General features: G+C 63.5%; 27 protein-coding genes. 5 read left to right on the top strand and 22 right to left on the bottom strand.

What is annotated here, in order from left to right; all coding sequences use genetic code 11:
- Positions 1 to 136: 136 nt before the first annotated feature.
- From ACFCQI_RS14470 to ACFCQI_RS14395, 16 genes are all read right to left on the bottom strand, one after another.
- Positions 137 to 2,185 (bottom strand): DUF4396 domain-containing protein, encoded by a 2,049-nt coding sequence (locus ACFCQI_RS14470; protein WP_015447599.1) that lies wholly within the window; start codon positions 2,183 to 2,185, stop codon positions 137 to 139.
- A gap of 94 nt (positions 2,186 to 2,279) precedes the next feature.
- A complete protein-coding gene (locus ACFCQI_RS14465; RefSeq protein ID WP_015447598.1) occupies positions 2,280 to 2,732 on the bottom strand; it encodes a DUF411 domain-containing protein in 453 nt (150 codons plus the stop codon).
- Between the two features lie 2 nt (positions 2,733 to 2,734).
- Positions 2,735 to 3,850 carry a c-type cytochrome gene (locus tag ACFCQI_RS14460; RefSeq protein ID WP_395117827.1) on the bottom strand — a complete coding sequence of 372 codons (1,116 nt, stop codon included), beginning with the start codon at positions 3,848 to 3,850 and terminating at the stop codon, positions 2,735 to 2,737.
- An 11-nt stretch (positions 3,851 to 3,861) separates the two neighbouring features.
- Positions 3,862 to 5,145: a copper resistance protein B gene (locus ACFCQI_RS14455; RefSeq protein WP_395117825.1), complete on the bottom strand. Its 1,284-nt coding sequence runs from the start codon at positions 5,143 to 5,145 to the stop codon at positions 3,862 to 3,864.
- A complete protein-coding gene (locus ACFCQI_RS14450; RefSeq protein ID WP_395117823.1) occupies positions 5,142 to 6,911 on the bottom strand; it encodes a copper resistance system multicopper oxidase in 1,770 nt (589 codons plus the stop codon). Before ACFCQI_RS14450 ends, ACFCQI_RS14455 begins: the two co-directional genes overlap by 4 nt.
- Before the next feature lie 576 nt (positions 6,912 to 7,487).
- The gene (locus ACFCQI_RS14445) at positions 7,488 to 7,643 is read right to left on the bottom strand and encodes a hypothetical protein (protein WP_395117821.1); all 156 of its coding nucleotides are present in this window, start codon (positions 7,641 to 7,643) and stop codon (positions 7,488 to 7,490) included.
- Positions 7,644 to 7,865: 222 nt separating this feature from the next.
- On the bottom strand, positions 7,866 to 9,827 hold the full coding sequence (locus ACFCQI_RS14440; protein ID WP_395117819.1) for a DUF3363 domain-containing protein: 1,962 nt from the start codon (positions 9,825 to 9,827) through the stop codon (positions 7,866 to 7,868).
- Positions 9,824 to 10,267, bottom strand: coding sequence for a hypothetical protein (locus ACFCQI_RS14435; RefSeq protein ID WP_395117817.1), 444 nt, complete (start codon positions 10,265 to 10,267; stop codon positions 9,824 to 9,826). Before ACFCQI_RS14435 ends, ACFCQI_RS14440 begins: the two co-directional genes overlap by 4 nt.
- Complete coding sequence (locus ACFCQI_RS14430; protein WP_395117815.1) at positions 10,264 to 10,851, bottom strand: S26 family signal peptidase; 588 nt, start codon at positions 10,849 to 10,851, stop codon at positions 10,264 to 10,266. The genes ACFCQI_RS14435 and ACFCQI_RS14430 overlap by 4 nt, the downstream gene beginning before the upstream one ends.
- Entirely contained in the window at positions 10,848 to 11,369 is a 522-nt protein-coding gene (locus ACFCQI_RS14425) for a DUF2840 domain-containing protein (RefSeq protein ID WP_395117813.1), read from the bottom strand. The genes ACFCQI_RS14430 and ACFCQI_RS14425 overlap by 4 nt, the downstream gene beginning before the upstream one ends.
- The gene (locus ACFCQI_RS14420) at positions 11,366 to 11,617 is read right to left on the bottom strand and encodes a chromosome partitioning protein ParB (protein WP_395117811.1); all 252 of its coding nucleotides are present in this window, start codon (positions 11,615 to 11,617) and stop codon (positions 11,366 to 11,368) included. The genes ACFCQI_RS14425 and ACFCQI_RS14420 overlap by 4 nt, the downstream gene beginning before the upstream one ends.
- Positions 11,614 to 12,252: a ParA family partition ATPase gene (gene parA, locus ACFCQI_RS14415; protein ID WP_395117809.1), complete on the bottom strand. Its 639-nt coding sequence runs from the start codon at positions 12,250 to 12,252 to the stop codon at positions 11,614 to 11,616. Before parA ends, ACFCQI_RS14420 begins: the two co-directional genes overlap by 4 nt.
- Positions 12,253 to 12,541: 289 nt before the next feature.
- Complete coding sequence (locus ACFCQI_RS14410) at positions 12,542 to 13,369, bottom strand: replication initiator protein A (protein WP_395117807.1); 828 nt, start codon at positions 13,367 to 13,369, stop codon at positions 12,542 to 12,544.
- Positions 13,370 to 13,395: 26 nt separating this feature from the next.
- Positions 13,396 to 13,692, bottom strand: a complete 297-nt coding sequence (locus ACFCQI_RS14405; protein ID WP_395117805.1) for a helix-turn-helix transcriptional regulator — start codon at positions 13,690 to 13,692, stop codon at positions 13,396 to 13,398.
- A gap of 83 nt (positions 13,693 to 13,775) precedes the next feature.
- Positions 13,776 to 14,543 (bottom strand): DUF2285 domain-containing protein, encoded by a 768-nt coding sequence (locus ACFCQI_RS14400; protein WP_395117803.1) that lies wholly within the window; start codon positions 14,541 to 14,543, stop codon positions 13,776 to 13,778.
- A 342-nt stretch (positions 14,544 to 14,885) separates the two neighbouring features.
- Entirely contained in the window at positions 14,886 to 15,233 is a 348-nt protein-coding gene (locus ACFCQI_RS14395) for a DUF2958 domain-containing protein (RefSeq protein WP_395117801.1), read from the bottom strand.
- A gap of 378 nt (positions 15,234 to 15,611) precedes the next feature.
- Between ACFCQI_RS14395 and ACFCQI_RS14390 the strand changes: the two genes are divergently transcribed.
- Positions 15,612 to 15,902 (top strand): helix-turn-helix domain-containing protein, encoded by a 291-nt coding sequence (locus tag ACFCQI_RS14390; protein ID WP_395117799.1) that lies wholly within the window; start codon positions 15,612 to 15,614, stop codon positions 15,900 to 15,902.
- 44 nt (positions 15,903 to 15,946) lie between these two features.
- On the opposite strand, the gene ACFCQI_RS14385 is transcribed toward ACFCQI_RS14390, so the two are convergent.
- The 5 genes from ACFCQI_RS14385 to ACFCQI_RS14365 form a co-directional block, all read right to left on the bottom strand.
- Complete coding sequence (locus ACFCQI_RS14385) at positions 15,947 to 16,261, bottom strand: DUF736 domain-containing protein (RefSeq protein ID WP_395117797.1); 315 nt, start codon at positions 16,259 to 16,261, stop codon at positions 15,947 to 15,949.
- An 822-nt stretch (positions 16,262 to 17,083) separates the two neighbouring features.
- On the bottom strand, positions 17,084 to 17,920 hold the full coding sequence (locus ACFCQI_RS14380) for a DUF932 domain-containing protein (protein ID WP_395121370.1): 837 nt from the start codon (positions 17,918 to 17,920) through the stop codon (positions 17,084 to 17,086).
- Positions 17,921 to 18,394: 474 nt separating this feature from the next.
- Positions 18,395 to 19,300, bottom strand: coding sequence for a competence protein CoiA family protein (locus ACFCQI_RS14375; RefSeq protein WP_395117795.1), 906 nt, complete (start codon positions 19,298 to 19,300; stop codon positions 18,395 to 18,397).
- 3 nt (positions 19,301 to 19,303) lie between these two features.
- Positions 19,304 to 19,981, bottom strand: coding sequence for a DUF6988 family protein (locus ACFCQI_RS14370; protein ID WP_395117793.1), 678 nt, complete (start codon positions 19,979 to 19,981; stop codon positions 19,304 to 19,306).
- A 94-nt stretch (positions 19,982 to 20,075) separates the two neighbouring features.
- On the bottom strand, positions 20,076 to 20,309 hold the full coding sequence (locus tag ACFCQI_RS14365) for a hypothetical protein (protein WP_395117791.1): 234 nt from the start codon (positions 20,307 to 20,309) through the stop codon (positions 20,076 to 20,078).
- A 608-nt stretch (positions 20,310 to 20,917) separates the two neighbouring features.
- Between ACFCQI_RS14365 and ACFCQI_RS14360 the strand changes: the two genes are divergently transcribed.
- Complete coding sequence (locus tag ACFCQI_RS14360) at positions 20,918 to 21,328, top strand: H-NS family nucleoid-associated regulatory protein (RefSeq protein ID WP_395117789.1); 411 nt, start codon at positions 20,918 to 20,920, stop codon at positions 21,326 to 21,328.
- A 16-nt stretch (positions 21,329 to 21,344) separates the two neighbouring features.
- Here ACFCQI_RS14360 and ACFCQI_RS14355 read toward each other — a convergent pair whose 3' ends face one another.
- Entirely contained in the window at positions 21,345 to 21,830 is a 486-nt protein-coding gene (locus tag ACFCQI_RS14355; protein ID WP_395117787.1) for a RadC family protein, read from the bottom strand.
- 775 nt (positions 21,831 to 22,605) lie between these two features.
- Here ACFCQI_RS14355 and ACFCQI_RS14350 point away from each other — a divergent pair.
- Genes ACFCQI_RS14350 through ACFCQI_RS14340 form a run of 3 tightly spaced genes read left to right on the top strand, consistent with a single transcriptional unit; the run spans position 22,606 to position 24,790 of the window.
- On the top strand, positions 22,606 to 23,172 hold the full coding sequence (locus ACFCQI_RS14350; protein WP_395117785.1) for a hypothetical protein: 567 nt from the start codon (positions 22,606 to 22,608) through the stop codon (positions 23,170 to 23,172).
- Positions 23,172 to 23,522 (top strand): hypothetical protein, encoded by a 351-nt coding sequence (locus ACFCQI_RS14345; RefSeq protein ID WP_395117783.1) that lies wholly within the window; start codon positions 23,172 to 23,174, stop codon positions 23,520 to 23,522. Before ACFCQI_RS14350 ends, ACFCQI_RS14345 begins: the two co-directional genes overlap by 1 nt.
- Positions 23,519 to 24,790 (top strand): hypothetical protein, encoded by a 1,272-nt coding sequence (locus ACFCQI_RS14340; protein WP_395117782.1) that lies wholly within the window; start codon positions 23,519 to 23,521, stop codon positions 24,788 to 24,790. The genes ACFCQI_RS14345 and ACFCQI_RS14340 overlap by 4 nt, the downstream gene beginning before the upstream one ends.
- Positions 24,791 to 25,530: the final 740 nt, after the last annotated feature.

Raw genomic sequence — 25,530 nt, 5'->3', positions numbered from 1 at the left:
GATGTGGTGTCAATCGTGGGCGGCTCGACGACATGGGGCGGAACGCGGTCACAGGCGGCGCCATTCCCGAGGGATGCGGCCGGCAGGCCCGGAACGAGGATCTCGTGCCTTCGGGCGTCACGGCCAAAAGTCGCTCTTACTGTGGCGGCATTGGCAACGAATGTCCGTTGGCGTCGAGCACATCGAGCACCATCATCAAGCCGCCGCCGCCTTGCTGCTCCTGGTTGTTGTTGGTCGTATGGTGCGGGATATGGCAGTGCACCAGCCAGCGTCCCGGTTTGCGCGCGGTCCAGATCACGTCGTAACGCTGTCCGGGGCCGACATTCACGGTGTCCGCCTGGAACTGCGCATCCTTGGGTAGGTCAACGCCATCGCGTGCGACCACGGTGAACGGCCCGCCGTGGATATGCATGGGATGCACGAAATTGGTGTTGCTGCCGATGAAGCGGATCTTGATCGTTTCGCCCACGCGCATTTTTACCGTATCGGTCGACGGGTAGGCCTTGCCGTTGATGGTGAAGTAGTTGGGTAGACCGCCTTCCATGTTCATCGCCGGATAGGTGATGCCGTCACGAGCCAGCCATTCCTGCAGCAGGAGGGTGTACTCGTGGTCGGCTTTCACTTCTTTCGCCGGATCGGCCGCCGCCGTTACCTCTTCCGGCGGCAGGTGCAGCGCCGCGAGGCGCTTGAGGTTCTCCAAGTTGTGCGTGGGACGCACGATGAGTGCGCCGTAGAGGCCCAGGCTTTGCTGGCGATCCGGATGATCGTGTGAGTGATAGAAGTAGGTGCCGACCTGTGGCACCACATAGTCGTAAGTGAACGTGGCGCCGGGCGCGATAGGCTTCTGCGTGACCATGGCCGGGCCGTCCATCGCGTTGGGCACGATCAATCCATGCCAATGTAGCGTGGTTGATTCCGGCAGATGGTTGGTGACCACGAAGCGCACGTGATCGCCTTGCTCCAGCTCGATGCGTGGGCCGGGCACCTGGCGATTGACCGCATAAGCGTTCACCGGTCGATCGGCGAGGATGCTCCACTGGATCACTTCGAGGTTGAAGTGAAACACCTTCACCCCCTCGACGATCTGCGGCTGCAGCAGTTGATCGCCTTGGGCAGCGACCGGTGCGGTGTACACGCTGGTACGCGGATCGATACCTGCCATGTCGCGCATGGTCGCGGCCGGGGTTTCCTGGGTGGTGATCATGCCCGGCGGCATGATCAGCTTGCCGACCTCGTGCGCGGACAACCGCATGTTGACGAAGGCGGAGGGTAGCGTCATGCCGGCGATCAGCATCAGGCTGGTGAAGGCAGTGACCGCGATGAGCTGCGCGCGGGTCGGCGTCTTGCCGCCGCCGTGCATGCCGTGGCCGGAGGACGCGTCGTGCATTCCATGCTTGCCGTCATCCTTTCCCGTGACCGCCGACATTACGTGATCGGCGGGCATCGACGCCATCGCGCCATGATCGTGCGACGCGCTCGTCGATGCCTGCGGCCGTTCATCGTGCTGGGGAGGGGCATCGTCGCGCACCGTCATCAGTCCGTGCTTCATGCCGCGCGACACCAGCCACACGTTGACTGGATAGGTCACCGCATAGCCGGCCGTAACGCCCAGCGACATCACGAACCAGAACAGCGGCTCACCCGGCCACATCGCGCGCATGTCGCGCCCCATCATCAACAGCACCATGACCGGCGCCATACCGGCCATCATCGCGTTCATCGAGATGAATTCGGGCATGAACGACTTTCGTACATTTTCCAGATACGACCCGCCCATCATCTTGCGCATGAACAGCGACTGGAAAATCAGCAGGCCAAACAGGAAGCCGGCGGCGTATTCGACGATCAGATCGGCCCACATCGGTAGGCCAATCAGCGAAACCACCACCGCGGCGAGAATGATGCCGGTCGCATCACCAGCGACACAGTGCACGGCCGAGCCTGCGCCCTGTTTCCACAGCGGCTGTACAAACGCTTCATGCGTACCCGGTGTCGGCTCCTTGTCCGCCATCACGTAGAGCAACAAGCCGATCGGCCCCATGTACAGCGTGATCAGTACGAAGCCCCACTTCATGACCGTGGGTTCGGGATTGCCGCGGAACTGATCCCACGCCACATAGATCGCCGAGAGCACCGCAATGGCAAGCCACGCGTAGACAAAAATATCGATCGGCTGCAGGAGCATCGTCACTCTCCGAACCGTACAGAGAGGTCAGGAATCGGTATGGCGCGATCGTGGCCGGCACACGAACGGGCGGTTCGTCCACCGGCCACGGCGATCACGCTTTCGGACCGTGGGTGGCAAAGACGCGGGACGATCCATCCCGGCCGATCAACACCACGTCATAGCGTTCCGGCGCACCCATCTCCATGCCAGGCGAGCCCATCGGCATACCCGGTGCCGCCAGGCCCCGGGCGTCAGGGCGCTCGGCGAGCAGGCGCTGAACATCTTCCACCGGCACGTGACCCTCGATCACATAACCATCGATCAGCGCGGTGTGACAGGAGACGACATCGGCCGGCACACCAAGCCGTGCCTTTACGCTCGCCATCGGCTGGTCCTGGTGCACGGTGACGGTGTAGCCCTGCGCGCGCATGTAATCGACCCACGCGTCGCAGCAGCCGCAGGACGGGTCGCTGTACACGTCCAACGCGTTCGCGGCCATCGCCGCCGGCGCGAACAGCACGGCAAACAGCAAACTGATGCCCATGCGGGAAAACCATCGCTTCATCGTCATTCTCCTGCTACCGGGGTGGTTTGCCACTGGATGGACACGATCTTCCAGCTGTCGCCATCTTTTCTGAGGTTGAGCATCTCGCGGCTGCGCAGCGTGGTCGATTTGCCCTTGACCGTGGCCTGGATGTCGCTCTCGCTACCGACCATGGCGGTGTCGCCCATCGGCATTGAACCCAGCGAGACCGGGGTGATCTTGGCACTATTCAGGAACGCGATGTCCTCGCCCAAGTGACCAGCCGCGTAGGCGTCACGCGTCTGGACATGGCCGCCTTCGCTGATGGTGACATTGGGAGCCAGCAAAGCGAGTACGGCCGCCCGATCGCCGTGCTGCAAGGCCGCCTGGAACGCCTGTGCCACGGCCTCGGCCTCGGGTGCCGCCTTCGGCTTCATGCCCTCCAGCGAAAGCGGGGCTTCAGCCGCGGGCGCGGCGGCCGCCGCATGACCGTGGTCATCTCCCGCAGCTGCGCCATGGCTGTGACCGGCCTCACCGGACATGTCCATGCCTTCCATGTCGGCAGCACCGTGGGCGTCCTCATCGGCGGCCTCACCGTGGCCATGGCCACCGTCCTCTCCCATATGCATGTCCTCATCCGGCGGGGCCTTGGCAACCATGGCTTTGTATTGCGCGGGCGTCATGCCCGGCAGTTTTTCGATGAACGCGACCATGCTCCAGATAGTGGGGTCGTCGTGACCGGGCACCATGCCCCAAGCCGGCATCCCGCTCATCTTGATGCCGTGCTTGATGATCCAGAACGCATCCTTCGGATCGACCCGTACCTGCGACAGGTTTGGCGGTAGCGGGTATAGGCCTTGGCGAAGCTCCGAGTCTTTCATCCCAGGCTTGAGATGACACTGGGTGCACATCGCCGCGTACTGGCCGGCCCCTTTCAAGATCAACTGCTCGTCATTGAGGTCGGGTACCACGATGTCTTTCGAGCGGGCATGGATGGACTGCTCTCGCAGGGTCTGCATTACCGCGAACACCGGCTTGGTGTGGTGGTCGTCAGCACCGATGTTGTAGAGGCCGGAATACACAAACGCACCGGCGCCGAGGGCAAGAACGCCCAGGACAACGGCAACGGTAATGCTGTGATGCTTGATGTGCTGTTTCATGGTATTTCCCCTTAGAACCAGAGTCGGACGCCGGCCACGATCTGCCGGTCGAGAACGGGTTGATGATCTTGTCGTGCGTAGTCGGCCGTGGTGCCGATGCGGCGCACCCAGTTCACCCCGATGTAGGGCGCGAACTGCCGGCGGATCTCGTAGCGCAGACGCAAGCCGAACTGCACGTCGGAAACGCCGCTGCCAATCCGGCGCTGCGGATCGTTCTTGCCGTAGAGGTTGATCTCCGCTTCCGGCTGGAGGATCAGGCGTTGGGTGAAGAGCATCTCGTACTCCGCACGCACACGGGCGGCGGTGCGGCCGGAAGGCCCGACGTAACCCGTCGCCTCCAGTTCGAACCAGTACGGTGCCAGTCCCTGCACACCGAAGGCCGCCCATGTGCGGTTGGGACCTTCGCCGATTTCTTGGCGCACACCCAATTGGGTGCTCCAGAACGTGGCGATGTTGTGGTTCCAGAAGGCTTCCAGGTCACCGTCTTCGAGCTTGCCGCGGCTGCGCTCGCCTTCGGTGCGTATCCACAGCTTGTTCTCGTCATTGCCGTACCAAGCTTGCGCTTCCCAACTCTGGCCATTCGCATCGCGACCATGGAAGGCTTCGAGCTGATCGATCAACAGCATGCCGATCGGCACGCTGCCGTGCATGTGCAACCCTTGTATGGGGCTACCCGCGACGCCGTCGGAATAGTCGGGATTGCGCGCGTCGGGTGGCGGACTACCGCCCTGCATGGGACCCATCGTCATGCCAGGCATCGCGCCCATGCCGGTCATCTCACCTTGTCCCTTTTGGGGCATCGCCCCGTGATCCATCCCGGCCATGCCGCTGTGATCCATTCCTTGCATCGCTCCCGGACTCATGCCGGGCATCGATGAATGATCCATCCCCGACATGTCGCCGGTGAGTGCCGCCGATGTGGCCGGCTTGGCGGGCATCGACATGTCCGACATGGCGCCGTGATCCATGCCCGGCATGGCGCTGTGATCCATGCCCTTCATGCCATCCATGTCGTGGGAAGCCGGTGTCGACGGGGCCGGGGTGGGTGTCTTCCGCGCCTTCTTGGCGGACGGCTTCGGCGCCGGTTTCGCGGTGCTGCTTGCGGGAGCCGGCATCGGCATGCCGGGCATGCTGCCGTGATCCATGCCTGGCATGGAGCTCATGTCCATCGACGATGTGCTGCTGGCCGCGGGCGCGCTCTGCGCCGTGGCCGCCAATGGCAGCGCCAGCAACAGTGCAGCTAGCAACGCCGAACGATGCGGAGCGGTTGAGGTGTTACGACGATGCATTTTCATGACACCACCACCTCGCGGAACATGCCCGCCTCCATGTGATACAGCAGATGGCAGTGGTAGGCCCAACGGCCCGGGTTGTCGGCCGACACCGCATAGGTGACGCGCTGCGCCGGTTGCACGTTGATGGTGTGTTTGCGCACCTGGAATTGCCCGTCCGGATTCTCCAGCTCGCTCCACATGCCGTGCAGGTGGATCGGGTGGTTCATCATGGTGTCGTTGACCAGCACGATGCGCAGTCGCTCGCCGCTGTTGAAGTGCACCGGCTTGGCGTCGGAGAACTTCACGCCGTCGAACGACCAGATGAAGCGCTCCATGTTGCCGGTCAGGTGCAGCTCGATCTCGCGGCTTGGCTCGCGCGCATCAATTGGTCCGCCGATGGTGTGCAGGTCGGCGTAGGTCAGTACGCGGCGGCTGTTGTCGCGCAGGCCGATGCCCGGATCGTCGAGGTTGGTGCGTGGCATGTCCACGTGCATGTCGACGCCGGGGCCGTATTCGGTACGGGCGTGGCGCACGACGGGTGCGGGCGTGGCCGCCATGCCGGCCATGCTGCCGTGATCCTTGCCGGCATGATCCATACCGGGCGTCGGGGCATGACCGCTGCCGTGATCCATCCCCCCCATCGACATCGCGCCCATCATGTCCTGCATCCCCAGCCATACCCGGGGATCCATCGCCGGAACCTCGGCCTGCATGCCTTGCCGTGGCGCCAAGGTGCCGCGGGCGTAGCCCGTGCGGTCGATCGACTGGGCGAACAGCGTATAGGCGCGCTCGTCCTGCGGCTCGACGATGACGTCGTAGGTTTCGGCCACCGAAATGCGGAACTCGTCGACCGAGACCGGCTCGACGTCCTGACCGTCGGCGGAAATCACCGTCATCTTCAGGCCCGGAATGCGTACATCAAAAATGGTGGACGACGAGCCGTTGATGAAGCGCAGCCGGATCTTTTCGCCGGGTTTGAAGATGCCGGTCCAGTTGCCCGTCGGCGCGGTGCCGTTCATCAGGTAGGTGTAGGTGTAGCCGGAAACATCGCCCAGGTCGGTGGGGTTCATGCGCATCTCGTTCCACATCTTGCGCATGGCCAAAGCCTGGCTCAGGCCCTTTTCTCGCACGTCGCGGAAAAAATCCGGCACGGTGGGCTGGGCGAAGTTGTAATAGTCGCTCTGCTTCTTCAGCTTGGCGTAGATGCGTGCGGGATCCTCGTCGGTCCAGTCGTTGAGCATCACCACGTAATCGCGATCCGTGGGGTAGCGCTCGGGGCCGTCCGGCTCGATCACCAGTGGGCCGTACAACGCGTTCTGCTCCTGGAAACCCGAATGCGAGTGGTACCAGTAGGTTCCCGACTGGCGCACCTTGAACTGGTAGAGGAAGGTTTCGCCGGGGGCAATGCCGTCGAAACTGATGCCCGGTACACCGTCCATCTGGAACGGCAGGATGATGCCGTGCCAGTGGATCGAGGTCGGCACGCGCAACCGGTTAGACACGCGCAGGTTCACGGTGGTGCCTTCCTTCCAGCGCAGGATCGGGCCGGGAATGCCGCCGTTGACGGTGGTGGCTAGGCGTGTGGCACCGGTGTAGTTGACCGGGGTTTCGGCGATATCGAGGGCGAAGTCGGTGCCGCTCAGCACCGTGGGGTGACCGGGGTTGGTCAACGCCCAGACGTTCGAGGGACGCAGCAGGCCCAAGCCGGCCACGGCGCCGCCGATGGCGACACCTTGGACGAAGCGTCGCCGCGACAAATCTGCAGGGGGCGGGGGAAACAGGTTCATGGACTCTCTCCAGGGCAGGCGGTATCGATCATGCCGATACCGATCACAGCCGATTGCTTGCGATCATCGACACACGACGATCGCCAGCAAAGCTCATCAGAAACGAGGGAGAGTCAGACCGCCGGTGGTCGCAACGGAGGAGCGGTATTCAATGCGGGCGCGCTGCGGGGCAGCGGCATGGCGTAACGGGCTGTGATGGGGGTCGAAACGGTAACAGTCGTGGCCCCGGGGGCCAACGTGGTACTGCACATCGCGGCACAAGTGCAGGCATGCCCCGCCGTGCCACCACAGCAACCGGACTGATCGTCACAACTGGATTGGGATCCCTTGGCGGCGACGTGGTGATGACAGAGTTCACTGACCGCCGCAACCGTTGTGTGCATGGAATGGGAGTGAGGACCTCCCGTCATACCCATCGGTGCAGCGGCCAATGAGTTGACGACCAGCATCAGCCACGCCAACACGCCCATCGCCCGGAGGCGACGTGAACGAGCGAGCAGACGCAGCGAGACGGTCATGAAGCGAGCTTACCCGTGTGACCTGACACCTTCAACTCTGGAGGTGGGTTCAGGTGATTCACGGTTTGCTGTAGCCCATGTGCAGCGTGATCTTGTCACCTGTCTTGAGGTTGGCCGCGACCGACGGCGGGAAATGCACCTTCAAGGCCATACCTTCAGCGGTCACATCGACCACGCCGGTCTTCGTGTCGGCCGACGCCACCGTCGCGGACATGTCGTGTCCCCGGAGCTGTCACTGCGAAGAGATGGTTGCCGAAATGGGCAGCCCCAACCGTTGCTCAATCATCGAACCCCGAGGCGCCGGGCTGAATTCGATGCCATCCATATGAGTACTACGGCATCGCGTCAACTGGCGAGCATGACGCTGCACCGATAAATGCCGGTCACATGCCGCCCATTGGCCGCTGGCTGATGTGCCCAGCGGCCAATGATGAGGCTATCCAACCGTAGGACCTCGAATTCGACCAATCTCCCAACTCACGTTCGACCCGCGCACCGTTACTGCAATCTGCTGTCCCATCCGCTGTTCGATGACCGGCTTCCACGGAACCAGGCTGAATCCCATGCCGTCGTCCAGCATGGCGTAGCGCCCACTGGCCAGCAGCACGCTGCGCCTGTAGATACCGGTCACGCGTTGCCCGTCGGTCGCCGGCCGATGCTCCAGGCCGGTTTCGGCTGCGATGTCACCCGCGGTCTTCGCCAACTCACGGCTGCGCAGCGTCGCCAGTAGGTTGCGCGCCAGAATCGCTCGCTGCCCGCGCCGTTCAGCCAACCCCTGTTCCACCAGGAAGTCGATGCGTTGGCGGAGCGTGTCCTTCACCTCCCCACCAAAGCCCATGTCACCCAACCCCTTGCCGCCACCAATCAACTGCTGGTCCAGCCAAGTGGCACCGATCATACGGATCTGTCGCTCAATGGGCAGGTGTGACTTCAGTTCCACCGCGACGCCACCGCCCAGTCGCTGGCCGTCATATCGACGGCCCCGTTCGGGCAGATCGTCCGGCACCTTCCATAGCCCCTCGGCCACACGCTCTACCATGCCGGCGCGGCGCAGGGCTTCGAGTCGGCGCACGTGCGCGGCGACCACTTCGCGTGGATCGCGCTCAGGCGTGGCGTGGCCTTGGGCGACCGCCAAATGCTGGTCGGTGCGGTAGAGACCATCGACGGCCAGCGCGACGATGGTCTTGTCCGAGGCGCGTGCGCCGACACCCCCTTTGACCTCGACGACGCTATCGGTTGGGTATTGCTCCAGGTCCGTTCGGGGCGGCAGCGTCACGTAGTGCGCTTTGCCGTCCGTGCCATCCACCACCAGATAACCCTTCTCGTACAACTCGTCGGCCAGCCCCTTGGCAGCGACGCGGCCAACGAAGGCGCGGCCATCCCCGCCCGACTCGAATACGGCCAGCTCACGTTGCGTACCACCCATCGCCCGCTGCATGGAGCGGATGATGTCGCCGCGCTCGCCCATCGCCCGCAGGGTCGGCTCGGCCTCGACGTGGATCACCCATGCGCCGGCTTGCGGTTGGCTCGCCAGACCCATGCGCTGCAAGTGTTGCAGGCGGCCGATCAACATCTCCCGCCGGCGGTGTGGCCACGGCTCGTTGAGACGTTCGACGTGCACTTGGCCATCGACGGCTTCGCGCTGCAAGGTGCGATCCAGGCTGGTCCAGCGCTCCTGTTTGACTTCGCGCGCGAGCGCGCGCTGGATCTCCAGTTCGGTACGCGGCCCCAGCCATTCGGTCGCGAGTTCGGCTGCGCGCTCGCGCAGGCCGCGCGTAAGGTACGCCTGAGAAATGATGAGGTCACGGCCGGTGTCGTCCTTGCCGCGCAGGACGATATGCGTGTGCGGGTTGTCGGTATTCCAGTGATCGACGGCCACCCAGTCCAGCCGCGTACCCAGGTCGGCTTCCATGCGGGCCATCAGGTGGCGCGTATAGGTGTGCAGGTCGCCCAGCTCGGCGCCGTCTTCGGGCGACACGATGAAACGGAACTGGTGCCGATCGCCGCGTCCGCGTTCCTCGAATGCGGCCAGGTCGGCTTCGTCCGCCGCCGTGCTGTATGCCCTGCCCGGCTCACCCTCGCGGCCTACGCCCTCGCGCTCGATGTAGCGCAGGTGCGTGACGGTCGAGCGTGCGCCGGCCTGCTTCAGGTACACCAGCCGCACCTTGACGGTGGCACGCCGCGCGTTGGCGGACAGCGACTGCCCGGTGAAGCGCGCTGCCACATGGCCGCGCCCCAGTCTGGAGCCAGGGGTCTTGCCGCGCCGGCCGCCGGTGGCGTTGGCCGCCTTGCTCGTCTGGCGCAAGACTTGAGCGACAAAGGTATCGCCGCGTTGCCTCGGCGCGCCGGGGCGGAGGCGGAAACGGTCGTCGCCGTCCGAGCGGCTGCGTCGGCTCATCGGCAAGCTCCATCCAAGACCATCGCGTCAGTGGGTATCAGGCACGCGATATCTCCTGAGCCGGCCTGACCTTGCTCCAACTCGCGGCACGGTGCCGCGTACCGCCGCGTGCCGCGCCACCCCCATGTGCAGACACGCTTGGTGCGCACCGTGGTGCCGCACCCTTCAATCTTGCCCTGCATCTTTCCCCGGCCTGACGGCACGGGGATGCGATGCCCCGGCGGCGCTGCGCGATGCGCAGCCTGCACGCCGGCGAGCGCCTGCCATGCCATCGGCATGGCGCGCCCGGGGCAAGCCGTCCGCACGGGGGAAAGCACGTCGGCATATCGCAGCGGATGCCAGGCGAAGCGCGGCGCGGATACGCTCGCGCGGCATGCACGACAACGCTGCGACGACACGGTATAACGACGGTCCGCATGCACGACGTCGAGCGGCGTCATGGCCGCTGCTCCAGCCAGATCGGATGCGCCACACCGAGCACGGTATCGGCGCGCACCGGCCCGAAATACCGGCTGTCGAACGACGCCGGATTGGTCGTACTGAGCAGGAACAGTTCGCCAGGGCGAAGACGCCGGCAGGACGGCCAGGCGTGCAGCTGCCGACCCATCCCATCGGTGCGCAGCACGGCGGCCACCGGCACGCCGTCGATGCGCACGCTGCCCTCGGTGATGCACACCTGCTGCGGCGCGACGGCAGCGACCGGCTTGAGCAGCGGGATGCGCGATGGCAGGTAGCCGCGCCGCGCGGCCAGTGCAACGGCGGCGGCCGGCAACGGCACCAGCACGATGCTGCCGACGTGCATCGCAGGTGACAGCGAGCCGGCATGGCGTGCGAGTGGATCAACGCGATACCAACCAACCGCCACGCTGTCGGACGGGTTGTACACCAGACGCGGCAGTGGCGACACGAGGGACGTCCAGGCCAACGAAGCAATGCCGCCGGCAGACAGCACAGCCAGCACGAGGCGGGTGCGCTTGCGCGGGCGAGGGTGCGGCGCAGTGTCGGTGATGGTAATGACCATCATGACAACGCCCTCCCCGCCAGCCAGGCGGCGTGCCGCTCGGCGGTGTAAACCGGCAACAGCCCGTGGGCAACGAGCCGGTTGCCCAGCATGCGCCAGTACGCGGGCGATACGTCGCCCGGCGCGATGCCCAATGCCTCGATGGCGTCGATGAGCGGCAGTACGAGGCGAACCATGCGTTCGCCTTCGGCGTGCAGCAGCAGGCATGCGCCCGGCCACACACCGGGGATGCGTTGCGCGGCATCCATCGACGTACATGCCTGCATCACCATAAGCTGCCAGCGTACCGTGCCGTAGTCGTTGGCCTCCCAGCGGATACGACAGAAGATTGATGCCGGCCAGAACGCCGCCACGCGCCGCCAACGGTCACGTTGCACGTGATACGCCGGTTCACCGAAGCGCAGATAGAGGTTGAAACGATGCGCGACGTAAGCAAGCGAGACCCGAGTCAACAGCTCGTGATCGATGAGCGCTACGAAGGGCGGCGGCGCGATCGCTGCCACTTGAGAAGACGCATTCATGGCGTGTGCTCCGGGAACTCGCGCTCCAGCAACGCGCGCAACAGCTCGGCCACCGTCACGCCCTGCGTGAAGGCCGAAACCTTGATGCGCGCGCGCAGCGCGGGCGTGATGTCGAGTGTCAGGCGCGCGGTGTAGAGGTCACCTTTCTGAAGGTCAGCGCCGTCGCCTTGGCGAATCCACGCCTCGGCGTGCGGATTCGTCGGCGGACGTGCGCCGATGGCGATGCGCTTGCCGCGTGCATGGCTCATGACGACCACCGCAACAGCTCATCGGTCAGCGCCGTGATTTCGCGCGCGGCGGCGCTGTCGGGCGCCAGTTCGCACGCGAGCTGGCCGGCCGCCACGCTGTCGGCGAAGACGATGCGCTGACGGATTTCCGATTGCAGCGATGGCAGCGGTTGTTCGGCAAGCGCACCGCGTGCCTCGCGGCCGATGACGGTGGTGCTGACGCGCCGGTTGATGACGAAGGCGGCGGCGAGCCGTGGCCGGAATACCTGCGCCTCGCGGACCAGCGCCACCATCTCGGCACTCGCCCACAGGTCGTAGGGACTGGGTTGCACCGGCACCAGCACACGGTCAGCGGCCAGCAGCGCCGAGCGCGCCAGCGCGGCGATGCGCGGCGGCCCGTCGATGACGACGTGATCGCTGCGGCGTGCCAGCTCGGGCGCCTCCTGGTGCAGCGTCTCGCGTGCGAGGCCCACGGCGCTGAACAGCCGTGGCAGACCCTGCTGGCTCCGGCGTTGCGTCCAATCCAGCGCCGAGCCTTGCGGATCGGCATCGAGCAGGATGACCTGCTGGCCGCGCAGCGCCAGCTCACCGGCGATGTGTGTGGCAAGCGTGGTCTTGCCGACGCCACCTTTCTGGTTGAGCAGAGCGACGATCATGGGACGGTTCTCCACGACGGAAAACGGCCCGTTGATCGACTTGGAAAACGCGATGGTTGGAGTGGTTGGTGTCGCTGTTGCTTTTGCGTTTCGGCAGTTGTCCACTGCAACGGCGTGGCGCTACTACCTGTTAGTGTTTTTAGGTTAGGTAAGTTAGAGGCCGCACAAATCCGCGTGGTGATTGGGTTTTCGGCCGATTCTGTTGCCTGATAGCACGAGGACGGGTTGCCCGATAGCACGAGTCCTCGGTTGCCTGATAGCACGAGGCCATTCACCGCTTGTTCCCGAGTTATCCCCGTGCCGCGTACGGCACGGGCCGGAAGGTCAGCAGCTCCGCTTTGCGGTCGGGCGTCCACTCGATGCCGAGCACGTAGCCGGGCAACGACTGTTTCGCCACCAGCGCACGCAGGTCGGTGGCGAAGTCGTAGAACCGGGCCATGCTGCCGGACTTGCGATACAGGTACACGAAGTCGAACTGCCAGCCGCCAGCCTGGCGTCCACCGTGCTTGCGTACGAGGCGATACAGCCAGCGTTCGATGCCGCCGGTGAGCCGGAAATACGCCGGGTCGATGGTCAGTACCAGGGCGGCGTCGAGCACACCGGCGTAGAACCAATCCGGCAAGATCAGTTGGAGGCCGAGCGACACACCCTTGGCGTTCGCGCGCTCTTTCCACTCGTTGATCCATGAGAAGCGATGCAGACGCCGCCCGGTGGTCTCGCGGATCGAGGTGGCCACGGTGGTTGACTGCAGGCGATCCAGCGCGGCCTTGAGGCGCTGGTAATCGCGCAGCGACGTACCGCGTCCGATGAAGCGCAGGATCTCGTAGGGCGTGGCCTGCATCAGCCGCGAGGTCGGGATTCCCGCGTCGCGGGCTTCGACGATCTGGCTCGCGGCCCAGATCAGGATGTCGGCGTCCCAGATCGTGGCGATGCCATGCTCCTGCGTGCCTTCCACGCGCACGGTCACACCACCGGCGCGGAAGTCGATCGGCGCCGTGCGCCGTGACTTCGCCAGCGAGAAGAACGGAAACGCCATCAGGTCCTGGCTGTCGCGCGGCGCCATGTCGCCCGGCAACGCGCGGAACAGCGCGAGCTGTTCGCGTGCGGGTCGGGACATGGCGATGGGCGTCCGCGTGCCGCCGGTCAGCGCGCACGGCTGTCGGCCGCGTGCCGCTCGGCGTACTCGGGGTCGGACGTGGCCTCGAAGCTTCGCGCATCGGCCCAGGCATCGAGGTCGGCGACGGCGTACATGACGCGCCGGCCGAACTTGCGAAAGCGCGGCCCGTCGCCGATCACGCGCCGCTTCTCCATCGTGCGCGGCGACAGCCGCAGGTGGTCGGCTGCTTCGTCGTTGGTCAGGTAGCGCGGCGGCTGGGCTACCGCAGCGGGTTGTGGTGCAGCGGTGTGGGCGGCATAGGGCCGCACAGGAGCGGGTCGCATGGGGTGAGCCTCCATCGGTTGAGAGCGCCGTCGGCGCTATCGCCGCCGGATGGAGGCAGTCTCGGGAAAGATGGGGCGCTTGCTCAGGGACGTTTTGTGGGGACATGCAAACGTCCCTGTGCAGCGGATGCATCGTGGAGTAGGCGGCGGTAGCCGCCACGCATCAGCGCAGTGCCGCGCTGCGCCAGCCGGCGCACGCGGGCGCGCAGCGCGCTGTCGGCATGCCAGTCGGCCGCGACGGTCGCCGGCCCATACAACGCCTCGGCCACTTCGCGTAACCTGGCACCCGCCAGCGTGCCGTCCAGCGCCTGCAAGGTGTGCGCCTCCAGCAATGCGGCGCGGCTTGGCCGCGCCACGCACAAGGCCCACAGCGCGCTCTCATCCGCAGGCAATGACATCCCGGGATCATCAGGGTGGGCGGCACACACATAAGGCATGCCGTGCGTCAGCGCCGGGGCGAGTGCGAAGCGCCGCCAGCGGCCCGGCACCCAAGTGGTCAGTGCCAGATGCTGACCATCATGGAACAGGTGTTTGTGGCCGGCCATGCGCCAGAGATCGAACAGCACCGTGTCGGGCGTCGGCGCCAAGTCGGGGTGGAGCTGCACGACACCGGCCGGCTTGGGACACCAGACCGGATGCGCGTCGCGCGCATCCAAGCCTGGGATTTCAAGCCCGCGCAAACCCCAGCGCTGCGCTACAGCACCGGTCGGTCGACGATGGTGGCGCCGCCAGTCGCGGTAGTAGTCGGGATGGCGGCGAAGGTATTCCCAGGCGAGCGCGGGGCCGTCCAGATGCAACACGTAGAGGTAAGCGGCGCTGGGACGCCAGGGATCGTGGCGGGAATCGGTCATGGCGCGGACTCCTGTGGCAACGCAGGGCGTCGCTATGGGCGTCCACGAACTGGCGCGCGATCGTCAAAACGTCATGGCGATCGGTGAGGCGTTGGGAAGATCAAGACCGTTTGGCTCCGACGTATTGCGTGGCTCGTGCGGGTGCGACGGCGGCGCGCGTCATTTTCCGCGTACCGCATCGGACACGGTGCATAACATCGGCGATGCGATAACGACTGATTGCGTCCGAGTGGTACGGAACGGCGTACAGAATGCCGATTGATGCGGACTCGATCTGTAGCCAGACCGAAATAGACACAATACGCCCGGTTTGGCGGGGATTGGATCGCGCACCGAGGGCGGTCAGTCGAGGATCGACCCGTTGAGTTGGGCCAGCCGTGTGTATTCTGACAGCGTGCGCGTGGGCTGGAAATGCTGATCGCGCAGGACCGGCCGATTCAACGGGCCGACGATGGCCGCGAGGTCCGACAGCCGGACCGTGCCCAGCTCTGGCATGCCGATGCCGACGTCACACAGACCCCAGGCCGTATCGCCATCGGCTGGATCGAGCGCAGCCAGCAGCCAGGTCGCGTGTGCGTCCGGAGTAAACAGCTTGACCACCGGCAGAGGATCGAAGTCCTGCACGGTGGCGCGGGTCTGGCCGTTGGCCAACAGCTGGGTACGTTCGTCGTCGGTGATGAAGAGATTCATCGTCACTACTCCAGCAAGGATCGCTCCACCGGAGTACCGGTTTCCCTTGTGCCAACGCCGGTGCAAAACCGCACCCAACTACCCAGATGTACATGCGCTTTTGAACGGATGCGGGTATCCGCCGATCCGGTTCCACGCATTCGTGCAGAAGCACGAATGCGCATGTCCGCACATCCGTCGAAGCACACAAGTACCAATGCGGATTTGTGGAAGTCAGCAAAGCCACCGATACGCATTCGCGAAAATCCTCGGACCCACAAAAGCGTCGATCCGGCTGGGCACGCCGATACCAAAGCGGCTGACATGGTAAGTCAAAAATTCATTACTGAGTTATCTTTAACGTGGTTTTAATTGGCGTGTCAATCGACGCTTCTGCCCATGCAGAAGCGTTCCATCCAGCGCGGCCGCCCGGCCGGTGCCACGACATTCGAGGCGGAGCCGGCCAAGGCGTTCGGGGCGGTTGTGCGCGCGCGGCGCACGGAGCGCGGCATCGCTCAGGAAGATCTGGCCAATCAGGCAGGCATCGAGCGCTCGCATCTGGGCAAGATCGAGCGTGGTGAGCACATGCCGACACTGGTGCTCATCCTCAAGATTGCCCGTGCACTCGGATGCAGCTCGGCTGACTTGATGACGGAGACGGAAGGCCGCCTGGCGGCTTCCGACTCCTAGAACGAAGGCGCCCCGTCGCAAGAGACGGGGCGCTGGGGTGGCCGTCAGGCCGCCGGCTTGCTGCGCGACCAGATCAGGTTGTGCGTGCCGTCGTCTTCCTCGATCAAGCGAGCGTAGATCGTCGCCGGGAACGAAGGGTCGTCGAGGGTCACGGACAGGTACGGTCGCTCGGCTTGGCTGACTTTCTTCCACGCCGCGCCGATGTCGTAGCCGCCGGTCGCCTGAAGGCGGAAGTCGGGGGCGTTCTCACGGTCGCCCTTGTCGTTGGGAACCAGCTTGACCTTGACGTTGAGCGTCAGGGTGCGAAGCGTGCCGGTGAAGCCGCCTTTGTCTGCGGTGAAGGTGCCGATGTTAGCCATGATGTTTCTCCTTTCGGGTTGAGCAAGGTCGCGCCAGTGCGTCCTTGTTGTGAGCCGGCCGGCGGGGGATGGGCTGGCCGCACCGCGCAGCGGTCGCAACAGCGTGGAGAACCTGGAAGCGCAAAGAATTTGCTGCGCGAGGAAGCCGCGCAGCGGCGGGGAAATTGTTTGCGCTGGAAGGTTGCGGCCATGAAGCCCAAGGCGCAGCCGCGCCCCCGCCAGGATTCACGACAAGCCAAGGACGCACGGGCCGCCTGTCCCGGATGGAGATATGGCTGACTCGGCATCCCCGCGTGACCGCTTTACCGGCTCGTGCCCTGACGCGAGCAAGGCCAACACCCCAACGGCGGGCGAGAACGCCCTTTGCCGCAGCTTGCGGCGACGTGCTTGTGGCGTGGCGTGGAAGCTCCATAAGACGAGGCTGGGCGCGTGTCGGTGAACCGTCCTTCGCGACGACCAGGCGGCGGACTACCAGCGTCGAGGACGGCACGCTTTTGCACAACCTGCCGCAGCAAGTCGGGGCGTAGCCCCGCAAGCCCCGCCCCTTGCGGCGGGGCGCCATCAAAACCTTGCTAGCGTCAGCGGGCACTGATCGTCGTACCGCGCGCAATGCGCTTGCGCGCTCGCCACGTCGCCGCCTGGTCGAAGGCGGCGACGTGGCGATTTTGCTTTGGACGTTGAAGCCGGGCGCGGCAGACTTGTCGCGCCCGGCTTAGGGCGGAAGCCCCGGCGCACTGCGCCGAGGCTATACAACACTTGGTGGTTGGGCTGCAGCAGTGAGAGAAGCGGCAAGGGCTGCTGCCTGCCCCTGCCGCATGGGGTTCAGGCTTTCAACTGGCGCAGGCCATCGGCCAGCAACCACAAGGCACGATTCAGGCGGATGCCGTTGTCGATGCCCTGCACCGGGCGCGTGGTCTGGCGGCGACCGTTGGCGGCGCGGGCGGACAGCCCGCCTTTGATGAGGTTTTCCTGCGTGCGGTTGAACACGCTCCACAAGTCGCGGCGGCTGTCGTCGTGACGGCGCGGCATCAGGATTTGCGATTCCGTGATGGGCGCGGGCTTGTCTTCGTCGTACTTCAACGCCAGCGCTGCGCGGGCGAACACTTCCGATTCCCCGCCGTCCAGCGTGATGGCCTGCATGGCATCGCGAGATTCCTGCGCCCGGTCGAAGCCATGCAAGACCTCGTAAGCGCCTTCGATGACGTGCCCGGCTACGTCGCCCTTGTGGGGCACGCGCACGTCCGCCACGGTGTCGCCGCAAACGAGGCCGTTCTGGCACACGAAGCGGAACATGCCGGCGAGCATCTGATAGCTGCTGGTGCCGTCATGCGAGTTCAGCAGGATGATTTCGTTGGCCTCGCGGCCATTGATCTGGCTGGCATGGCGCAGCCGGATCATGTGCTTGGTGTAGTCGCGGCGGTCGTCGGTCCGCACGCGCGTCTGGCACACCATGAAAGGCTCGAAGCCTTCCCCGCGCAGTTCCTGCAACACGGTGGCAGTGGGGATGTAGCTGTACCGCTGCGAGCGGCTTTCGTGCGGGGCATCCGCGAAGATGGACGGGGCCACGGCGCGGATTTGGTCATCCGACAAGGGATATTCCGAACGCAGCACCGGGGAACGCGAAGCGAAACGGGAAGCGAAACGGGAAGCGAGTTGCATGGTCTTTCTCCTGACAAGGGTTGGTTGTTGAAACCCCCACCGGACTCCTAGATTCGGAGCCCGCTTTGGACTTCCGATGGGGTTGGCGCAGAGACCTGGGCCGGCCTCGTTGCCACCGTCTTTCCTGAGTTCATCGCCCGCGACGGTCAGGAGCGCGAGGACGAGTGCCGTCAAGGAAACAAGCGACAGGTTGGTGCGGCCCGCAGGCGCAGCCGAGGACACGGCCCGGCGCGCCTTGACGGCGCACGGCCGCGGGCTACAGTCGCGGACAAGGGGATGAAGTCAGGGAGGACGGCTGGACAGGCAACCGGCCGCGGTGGGCGCAGATCCCACGCAAGCGAAGCGCGCAGGCCCGGATCATGGAATCCGGGCCGTAGGCGTCAGCGATGGAGGCCCGAAGGGGCGAGACGCCGCAGGTGGCTCGATGCGAAGCCGACAGCGTAACCGGTGAAGCACCCTGCCGATCAGCGGCGACTACCGGATAAAGGTCGTCATGAAGAGCGAGCCACATTGCGGGCAGGGACTCCGCCCGCCCATTGAATCACCCCATCGAAACTCACAATTGACGCACACATACCGCGGAGTTTCGCCCGGTGTTGCTTGAATCGGTGCATACGTTCGTGGCGCAATCACGGCTGGCTCGCCTCGCGAGCTTGTGTTGCGCGGCGGAGCCATGGAGCGCTGAGCGCTCAATCGCACCTTCAGCTGTTCAAGCTCTACCAATCGTCTGCCCGGCATCCCGGGATGGTGAACCCACACTTTGGATGCAAGGTGCTCCCTGAGGAAGGCGGTCAGCCGTTGGCGATCATCCAGGTCAGCGGCTCCGTCCTGTGAGAGGGCATGTTGTCCAAGGCTGATCGCCACGACGCCGGCGCATGGCGTCGCTGGTGCTTTCAGAGCCTCGGGCACAGACCGGCCCGGATACGTGAAATAGATGACGAACGGGCAGCCATCGACGAATGCGAGCACGTCGACGAGTGCGCCCGCAAATGGGGCGTCGATGCGAGGTTGATCAATGGCGACCGTTTGCGCTGGTGCCACCGGGTAAACGTGGTGGATCACCTGCCCCCACGGATCAGCCGCTTCGACGCTGTCAGTGACGGGCGGCAGTTCGAGATGGAGTCCATCACCGACCAGCTGTCGGGCCATGAGCCGCACCGAAACCGCCCACGAGTAATCGCAATCCGTCTCGGTCTGCTGACCATCCGCGCGGCTGGCATGGGCGAAGTGCCAGACCTTGATGGCACCCTTCCGCGCAATCAAGCGCGACTTGCATGAGGGACAGATGCAGCCGCAGGCGAGCCCGGCGACCACGTCGCCTACGCCAACGAACCGCTGATCGGCTTCGCGCAGCGCAAAGGGAATGAGGGTGACGTCCACCGCCTATCCCTGCCTGTCATCTATTTGCACGATGCGCCCTTCGCTGGAACTCAGCCCAAGCAAAATTCTCGACTCATCGTCCAGTCGATCTCCGAGCTCGACATCCGGCGCCATGGCCGGCCCTTCCAATAAAGCCATGACGGCAAACAGGTCGGCCACCTGGAGTGCATCAACAACCAGGCTATCCGGGTAACGCGCAATCACGGCATCGCGATGGATGCGATATCGCATGTGTTCAAATCCTCCATGCACGAATCCATCCATTCGCCTGATCAAGGGCTTCATGTCGATGAGCATGGACTGGTCAAAGAATTCCGCACGATCCAGCGCACGAACTCGTGCTTCCAGCCCAGTGGTCAGCTTGCCCTCCGCCAGTAGCCGCAACTGATCATCGGTCGCGATGCGAAGCGTCCACGCTGCCCACACATAAGCTTCGTATACGGGACGAACAAGCGCCAGCAAGGATGCTCTGTGGTTACCTTCAGCTAAAGTCACAAGCGCTGCATGGTGCGCAAGCGCGAGCTGAATCGATGGCGCGACCAATATAGCCCGCGTCTGTTTTGGAACCCCTATGCGACCTACAGCTGCGCGTAGCCACGTGACCAGTTGCCTGGAGCGCTCAAGTTGTAGATCGAGAGGAAGGGGGCTGGCACCGACTGATTCTGTGTTTGGTTGTGTCATCCCTCGATATTATGAGGCCGGGCCTTAAAAGGGATCGCCCCTCCCCACGAACAAAACGAAACCGGCCCCGCAGGGCCGGTTCGGTGGAAGCGGGTTACTCCGTGGCCTCTTTCGGCTCGTAGTTGCGCAGGACGATCACACCATCGATCGGGAGGCTCGTCAGCACGACGCGGAAGCCCTTGCCGTCGCTGTTGGGGAACGCGACACCGATGCGGTTCCAGTCGTGGCGGATTTCGCCAGTGGCCTTGTCGGTGAACTCGCGGACGGTGAAGGCGTCCAGACGATCGGCGGTCTTCGGGGCAGTCTTGGGGGCGGTGTTCTTGCTCATGGTGCTTCTCCTGGTTTGGGTAGCGCGGTTGCGCGAGCCCAGGACAGCAGGCCGGAGAAGACCTGCAGCACCGAAGGAACGAACGCCAGTGAGGAACGCAGGGCGAAACATCGTGGAGCACCCCTCGCGGGTTGCGCGGGTCGCGGACTGCTACCGTCGCTCGATTGAGCAATCGCCCCAACGCCAGGAACCTCTGAGCGCTTCTTGCCACCCCCGCTTCCGTGCCGATCGCTCCTGACCAGATCGTTTCGCTCACCAAACACTGGCGTACAACAATGGAGTCGGCGTCTGTGGCCCCGGCGGCCAGCCCGCTTCGTGCTGCGCGTGCTCGATGGGTGATGTTTTCGACTGGCGCCGAGCCGATCGAGGAGTAACCGCTACCCTGCCCGGCCCACGGGCCCGTTTTTGTGAATCAGGTGAACGGGCTTTCGGCAAGCAGCGCGCGCAGACGACTCCAGGTCGACGGAGGCGTCAGGGGGTCAGGCCGGAACGGGCGCAACGCCGTGCGCGTGCGGAGCACCCGACACCTGGCCCACAGGGGACGCGCGAGCTCTACCCGGTTTCGCGCTAATCTCTCGGATGCAGATCACCATGAATGAGGATATTTGATGGCTGTCAAACTCGATGGACTCTCGCCGAAAGAACTTCAGGCGCTGATCGCTCAAGCTCAATCACAAATGGAAACCGCCCGCGCGGAACACATTCAGAACGTCAAAGCGAAAATCGACGGCATCCTGAAAGCCGCGGGACTCCAACTTTCAGACGTCTATTCCGCTCGTGGTGGCAAACGCGGCAAGCGAGCTGGAGCCGGCGTCCCGAAATATCGCAATCCTGCCGATGCATCGCAGACGTGGACGGGGTACGGAAAGTCTCCGGCATGGTTCCAGGCAGCCCTCAAGAAATCGGGCGTCACGCCTGAATCGCTCTTGATCTCGAAGACGTCGACCAAAAAGTCGACGGCAAAGGCGGCGGCGAAGAAATCGCCAGCAAAAAAGGCCGCCCGGAAGGCGGCCAAGTGATCTGAGTAGCGGGGCCTCAGATGAGGCCCCGGCTTGCCATGCTCACTGTCTCGGTGGCGCCGACCACGATGTGGTCGAGGATCCGCACGCCGATCAGCTGGAGAACGTCCCGCAACTCGTGGGTGATGGCGCGATCGGCGGCGCTGGGCTCGGGGACTCCGCTCGGATGATTGTGGGCCAGGATGGCTGCGCTGGCGTTGACGTTGAGCGCTGCCCGTACGACCTCCCGCGGGTGGACGCTTGCGCCATCCACGGTGCCGTCAAAGAGCTTCTGGACGTCCAGGATGCGATGTCGGTTGTCGAGCCACATGACGTGGAATTGCTCGGCTTTCAGGGCACCCAGCCTCATCCGCAAGAAGTCCGAGCTATCTTTCGGGTTGCCCACGCTGCCGAGGCGTTCGAGCTTGCGGCGCAGAATATCCTCTGCGGCCTCAAGGATGTCGTTCTCCGTTTGCGGGCCGGTGATCGTGTAGTGCCCCAGGACGTCGCGCATGATGCTCATGTCTTGTTCTCCCTCGACGCCGGATTGCGCCGTGGGCTTCGGGACGCGAAGCGGGAAAAGGCTGGCAGCACCTGGAAGCGGCCGCCGTGCGGACGCTGGAAGGCGGGAACGCAGTGGACGAGGGTTCATCCCTTGCGCCAGCCGACCGCGAAGCAAACCTTGCCCACATCCAGCGCAACCGAGTCGTCGAGGGTGATGTGAGCGACCAGTCGGTTTGGGGCACATATCCGTCTCGATGAGCAAACGCGCTGTGTGACGGTGGGCTGCTGATGCCTGCGCTGCTGTGAAAGCGGCGGCTCGTGTTGGTAAAACCCGCGCGGACGGATGCGGATGAGCGCAGGTCGCCTGTTGAGGTTGCCGGGCTGCGGCGCGAGCTTTCGCTCGCATGTTCGAGAGCGTGTGCAGGTCATTGCTCGCTCGGGGATTGGTGCGTTCAACGGTGATCGCGAACCCTTCGGATTGCTTGTGCAGCCGAGGGAAGCCGCCGCAACAGATCAGGCAAGGCCAGGCACTGCCGGGAGCGATGCCGCCCGCGGCTGCCCAGGACGCAGGTGGCCGATATCGCTGACCAGGAGGGCGCGGCAAAAGGGGTCAGCCCACGTGGCTTACAACAGTCGCTCGGCGAACGATGACGTGTCGTTGCCCTAACGATAACGTGATCCTGCCTTCGCGCCGCCCCCACCCCGTGCGCATGTGCGCCCCACTACGCCGTACAACGCCTTGACACCACCCAATTTACTCACTAACCTCACTTCATAGACGTGAGGTTAGTGAGTTGAAACTTGAAATCCAAACCCTTGTGGGTAACCGGCCGCACATCCTTTCGGGCTCCGCGGCCGGACGGAAGCTGCTCGCAACACTGATTGATGCTACGCCACCGGGAAATGCACCTGAAAAACTATTCCTCGATTTCACCGGTATCGAAGTAGCAACCGCTTCGTTCCTCCGTGAGAGCGTCATCGGTTTTCGCGATTTCACGCGATCCTCCCGACAGAATATTTATCCGATCGTTACCAATGCGGCACCTGTTGTGCTGGAGGAACTTGAACTATTCGTCAAGGCACGGGGCGATGTTCTGTGGTGTTGCTCGCTCAATACGCAGGGCGAAGTATCCGAGCATCGAATCCTTGGTGATCTCGATCCTGTCCAGCACAAGACATTCGCAATGGTGAACACGATGGGAGCTGCTACAGCCCCGGATCTCGCCACGCGCTTTACCGATGAAACCATTGGCCCGACCGCGTGGAATAACCGGTTATCTGGGCTTGTCGCGAAAGGCCTGCTCGTTGAGATGCGACAAGGCAAGGTCAAAGTTTTCCGCCCATTGCTGGGAGACACCTGATGGGACTCGACTACATCCGCAGTCAAACCGGCAAGCCTTGGTCAAGGCGTTGGGACGGCGGTCTTGATCGCTTGAAAACTCCGACGCTTCTCGACCTCACGATCACCGAAACACTGCGTTTCCTAACGGCTGAGTTGTCTCCAAATGTCCAAGTGAAGACCGGCAACAGCTACATCGTTGAATGCGAAGGCAAGAATCTGACCATCAGCGAAGGTCTGCGTCTCATCGGCCATGTCGCCAGGCCTCCGGAAGAAACGTTGACCGCAATCGCGAATTGCGGCGGCTATGCCGAAGGCGTGATTCAACGAGTAGGTCTGTTTGGCGACACCGCGGAGATTCAACTGAGATGAATACGCCTCCGGATATCCAACCCGCCAGTATTTTCCGCCAGCCCAACCAGCTCTGGGACGATCCTGCACATCATCCAACATCTCTAGGCTGTCGAAAGTGTCCGGAATACGCTCGATGCGGCGGCATCCACACAGGTGCCAATGTGTTTGACTGCAGTGATCTATGCCATTGCACAGACAAGAGCAAGTGCGATCTAGTCTGCCGATCTAGGCCAACTCACTTCGTGCAGCGCGTACGCGAAGTTGGCGGACTTGACCTCCACAATGTAGCGCGTACGACCCCTGTCGTCAGTCCCATACTGCCCGAGGTCGTCTCCTTCATCGATCACAAATACAGCCGTATCGAAATGTTCCAATCATCTGTTGTCGCACTTCCGCTCTATCGGGTGATCGACTTGGCTAAGGCCAAGGTCCATGTTCATTCAAGAGACGAACTCGCAGATCGCTTCCATGTCTCGGGGGATGCAACCATCGTACTAAGCGGTGTCGACAAAGATCGCTTCATCGAGCGTTGGTGGGAACTCCCCAATAGAGAGAAAATATTGCGGGATCTCCACCTGCTCGGCGTAGGGCTGTTTACTACACCTAATTACAGCGTCCTGACCGACGTACCGCGAACAGACAACCTATATGCCATCAAACGGATTGCCTTGACTTGGGCCGAAGCTTCGAATGCAGGGCTACCGACCGCACTGCACATCAATGCACGCACGGAACGCGACTACGCGAACTGGATCGACTTCATCGCGAAGCGCCAGGAAGTGACGACACTGGCCTTCGAGTTCGCCACCGGATGTGGGCAGCCCGAACGCATTGATTGGCATCTCAACCAACTTGGTCATCTGGCAACCCAGATCAAGCGCCCACTCGCAATCGTCGTTCGAGGCGGCACACGCAGGCTGAACGTTCTCCGCCAACACTTTTCAAGAGTGACCTTGCTTGAAACAGAGTCTTTCTCGAAAACCCTTCGGCGCCAGCGTGCCTACATTTCAGCATCCGGAAAATTGAAATGGGCCAAATCCCCGACCCCAGAAGGTATTCCCGTTGATGAGCTGCTCGCCCATAACGCAGCGATCGTTCGCAGGTTCTACGAAGCCCACATCGATCCTGCTCCAAAGCTGCGCATCCCTCGTCTAATTGCCCGGCGTGCAGCGTACCGAGATAATCAATCCATCCAGCCAAGCCTTCTGGGCAACCTCCACGTGCCCGGTCAGGCTCGGCCTGTCCCCACGGATCGTCATGGCATGATCTCCGCTGCGAAAACGTAGCTCACCTGCATCATGCGCGAGGGCCTTGAATAGCGCACCGATGCCGAACCCATGGCCTGTTCTGCGGCCATAGCGAGATGCACCATCTGAAGCCGCCGCTCTCAGAGCTTCACCGGAGTCTCTCAGTCCGGAAAATTCCAAATTCTTGCTGAGACTCGCTAATACGCCGATACCGGCATCAGCTACGACAAACTCGAATACTCCGGACGCAGTGGCGTAGGCGACCAATCCCGAATCTGGCTTTTCGCTGTGCTCATAGACGTTGTCCTGCAGTTCGCCAAGCGCACCAATCAGCCCAGCTACAAGCGCACGCCCCAAGCCGTGAGTAGCCGCTGCGTTTTCCGCATGGAGCGCCCATTGATCCCATTGCTCCTGCGTACTGGAATTGGGAACATGCCGGCTCAAGGGGAATACGCCAGCCCTGTCGACTGATCGTGCGCCGCTGATCCGTTCCGACTCCAATGCATCATGAATGAGCGCGGCAAAAGGCACTTCCGGAACAACAAATTGGTAAGCACTCGGCATTGACCTGCGTGCGTACATCATTTCAACCAGAGGTCCGATGCGACCAGATCGAGACAAGCGAATCGAGCCACGACCCGAAAGGTGACCCTTGGTTGCTTGCCATAACAGATCGTCAATGACGTCAAACCCTGCTTCAATCCTTGCTTCAGGCTGTTGCACCATGCTCCCTCCTGCTTACCCTAGCGATCTCATGCAACCCTAACAGCGCCTCGCAG

This window comes from Rhodanobacter sp. FW102-FHT14D06 (assembly GCF_043950705.1).
In the GTDB taxonomy this organism is placed as follows: domain Bacteria; phylum Pseudomonadota; class Gammaproteobacteria; order Xanthomonadales; family Rhodanobacteraceae; genus Rhodanobacter.
Note: the sequence above shows the minus strand (reverse complement) of the source record. Positions and strands in the feature narration are given on the sequence as shown.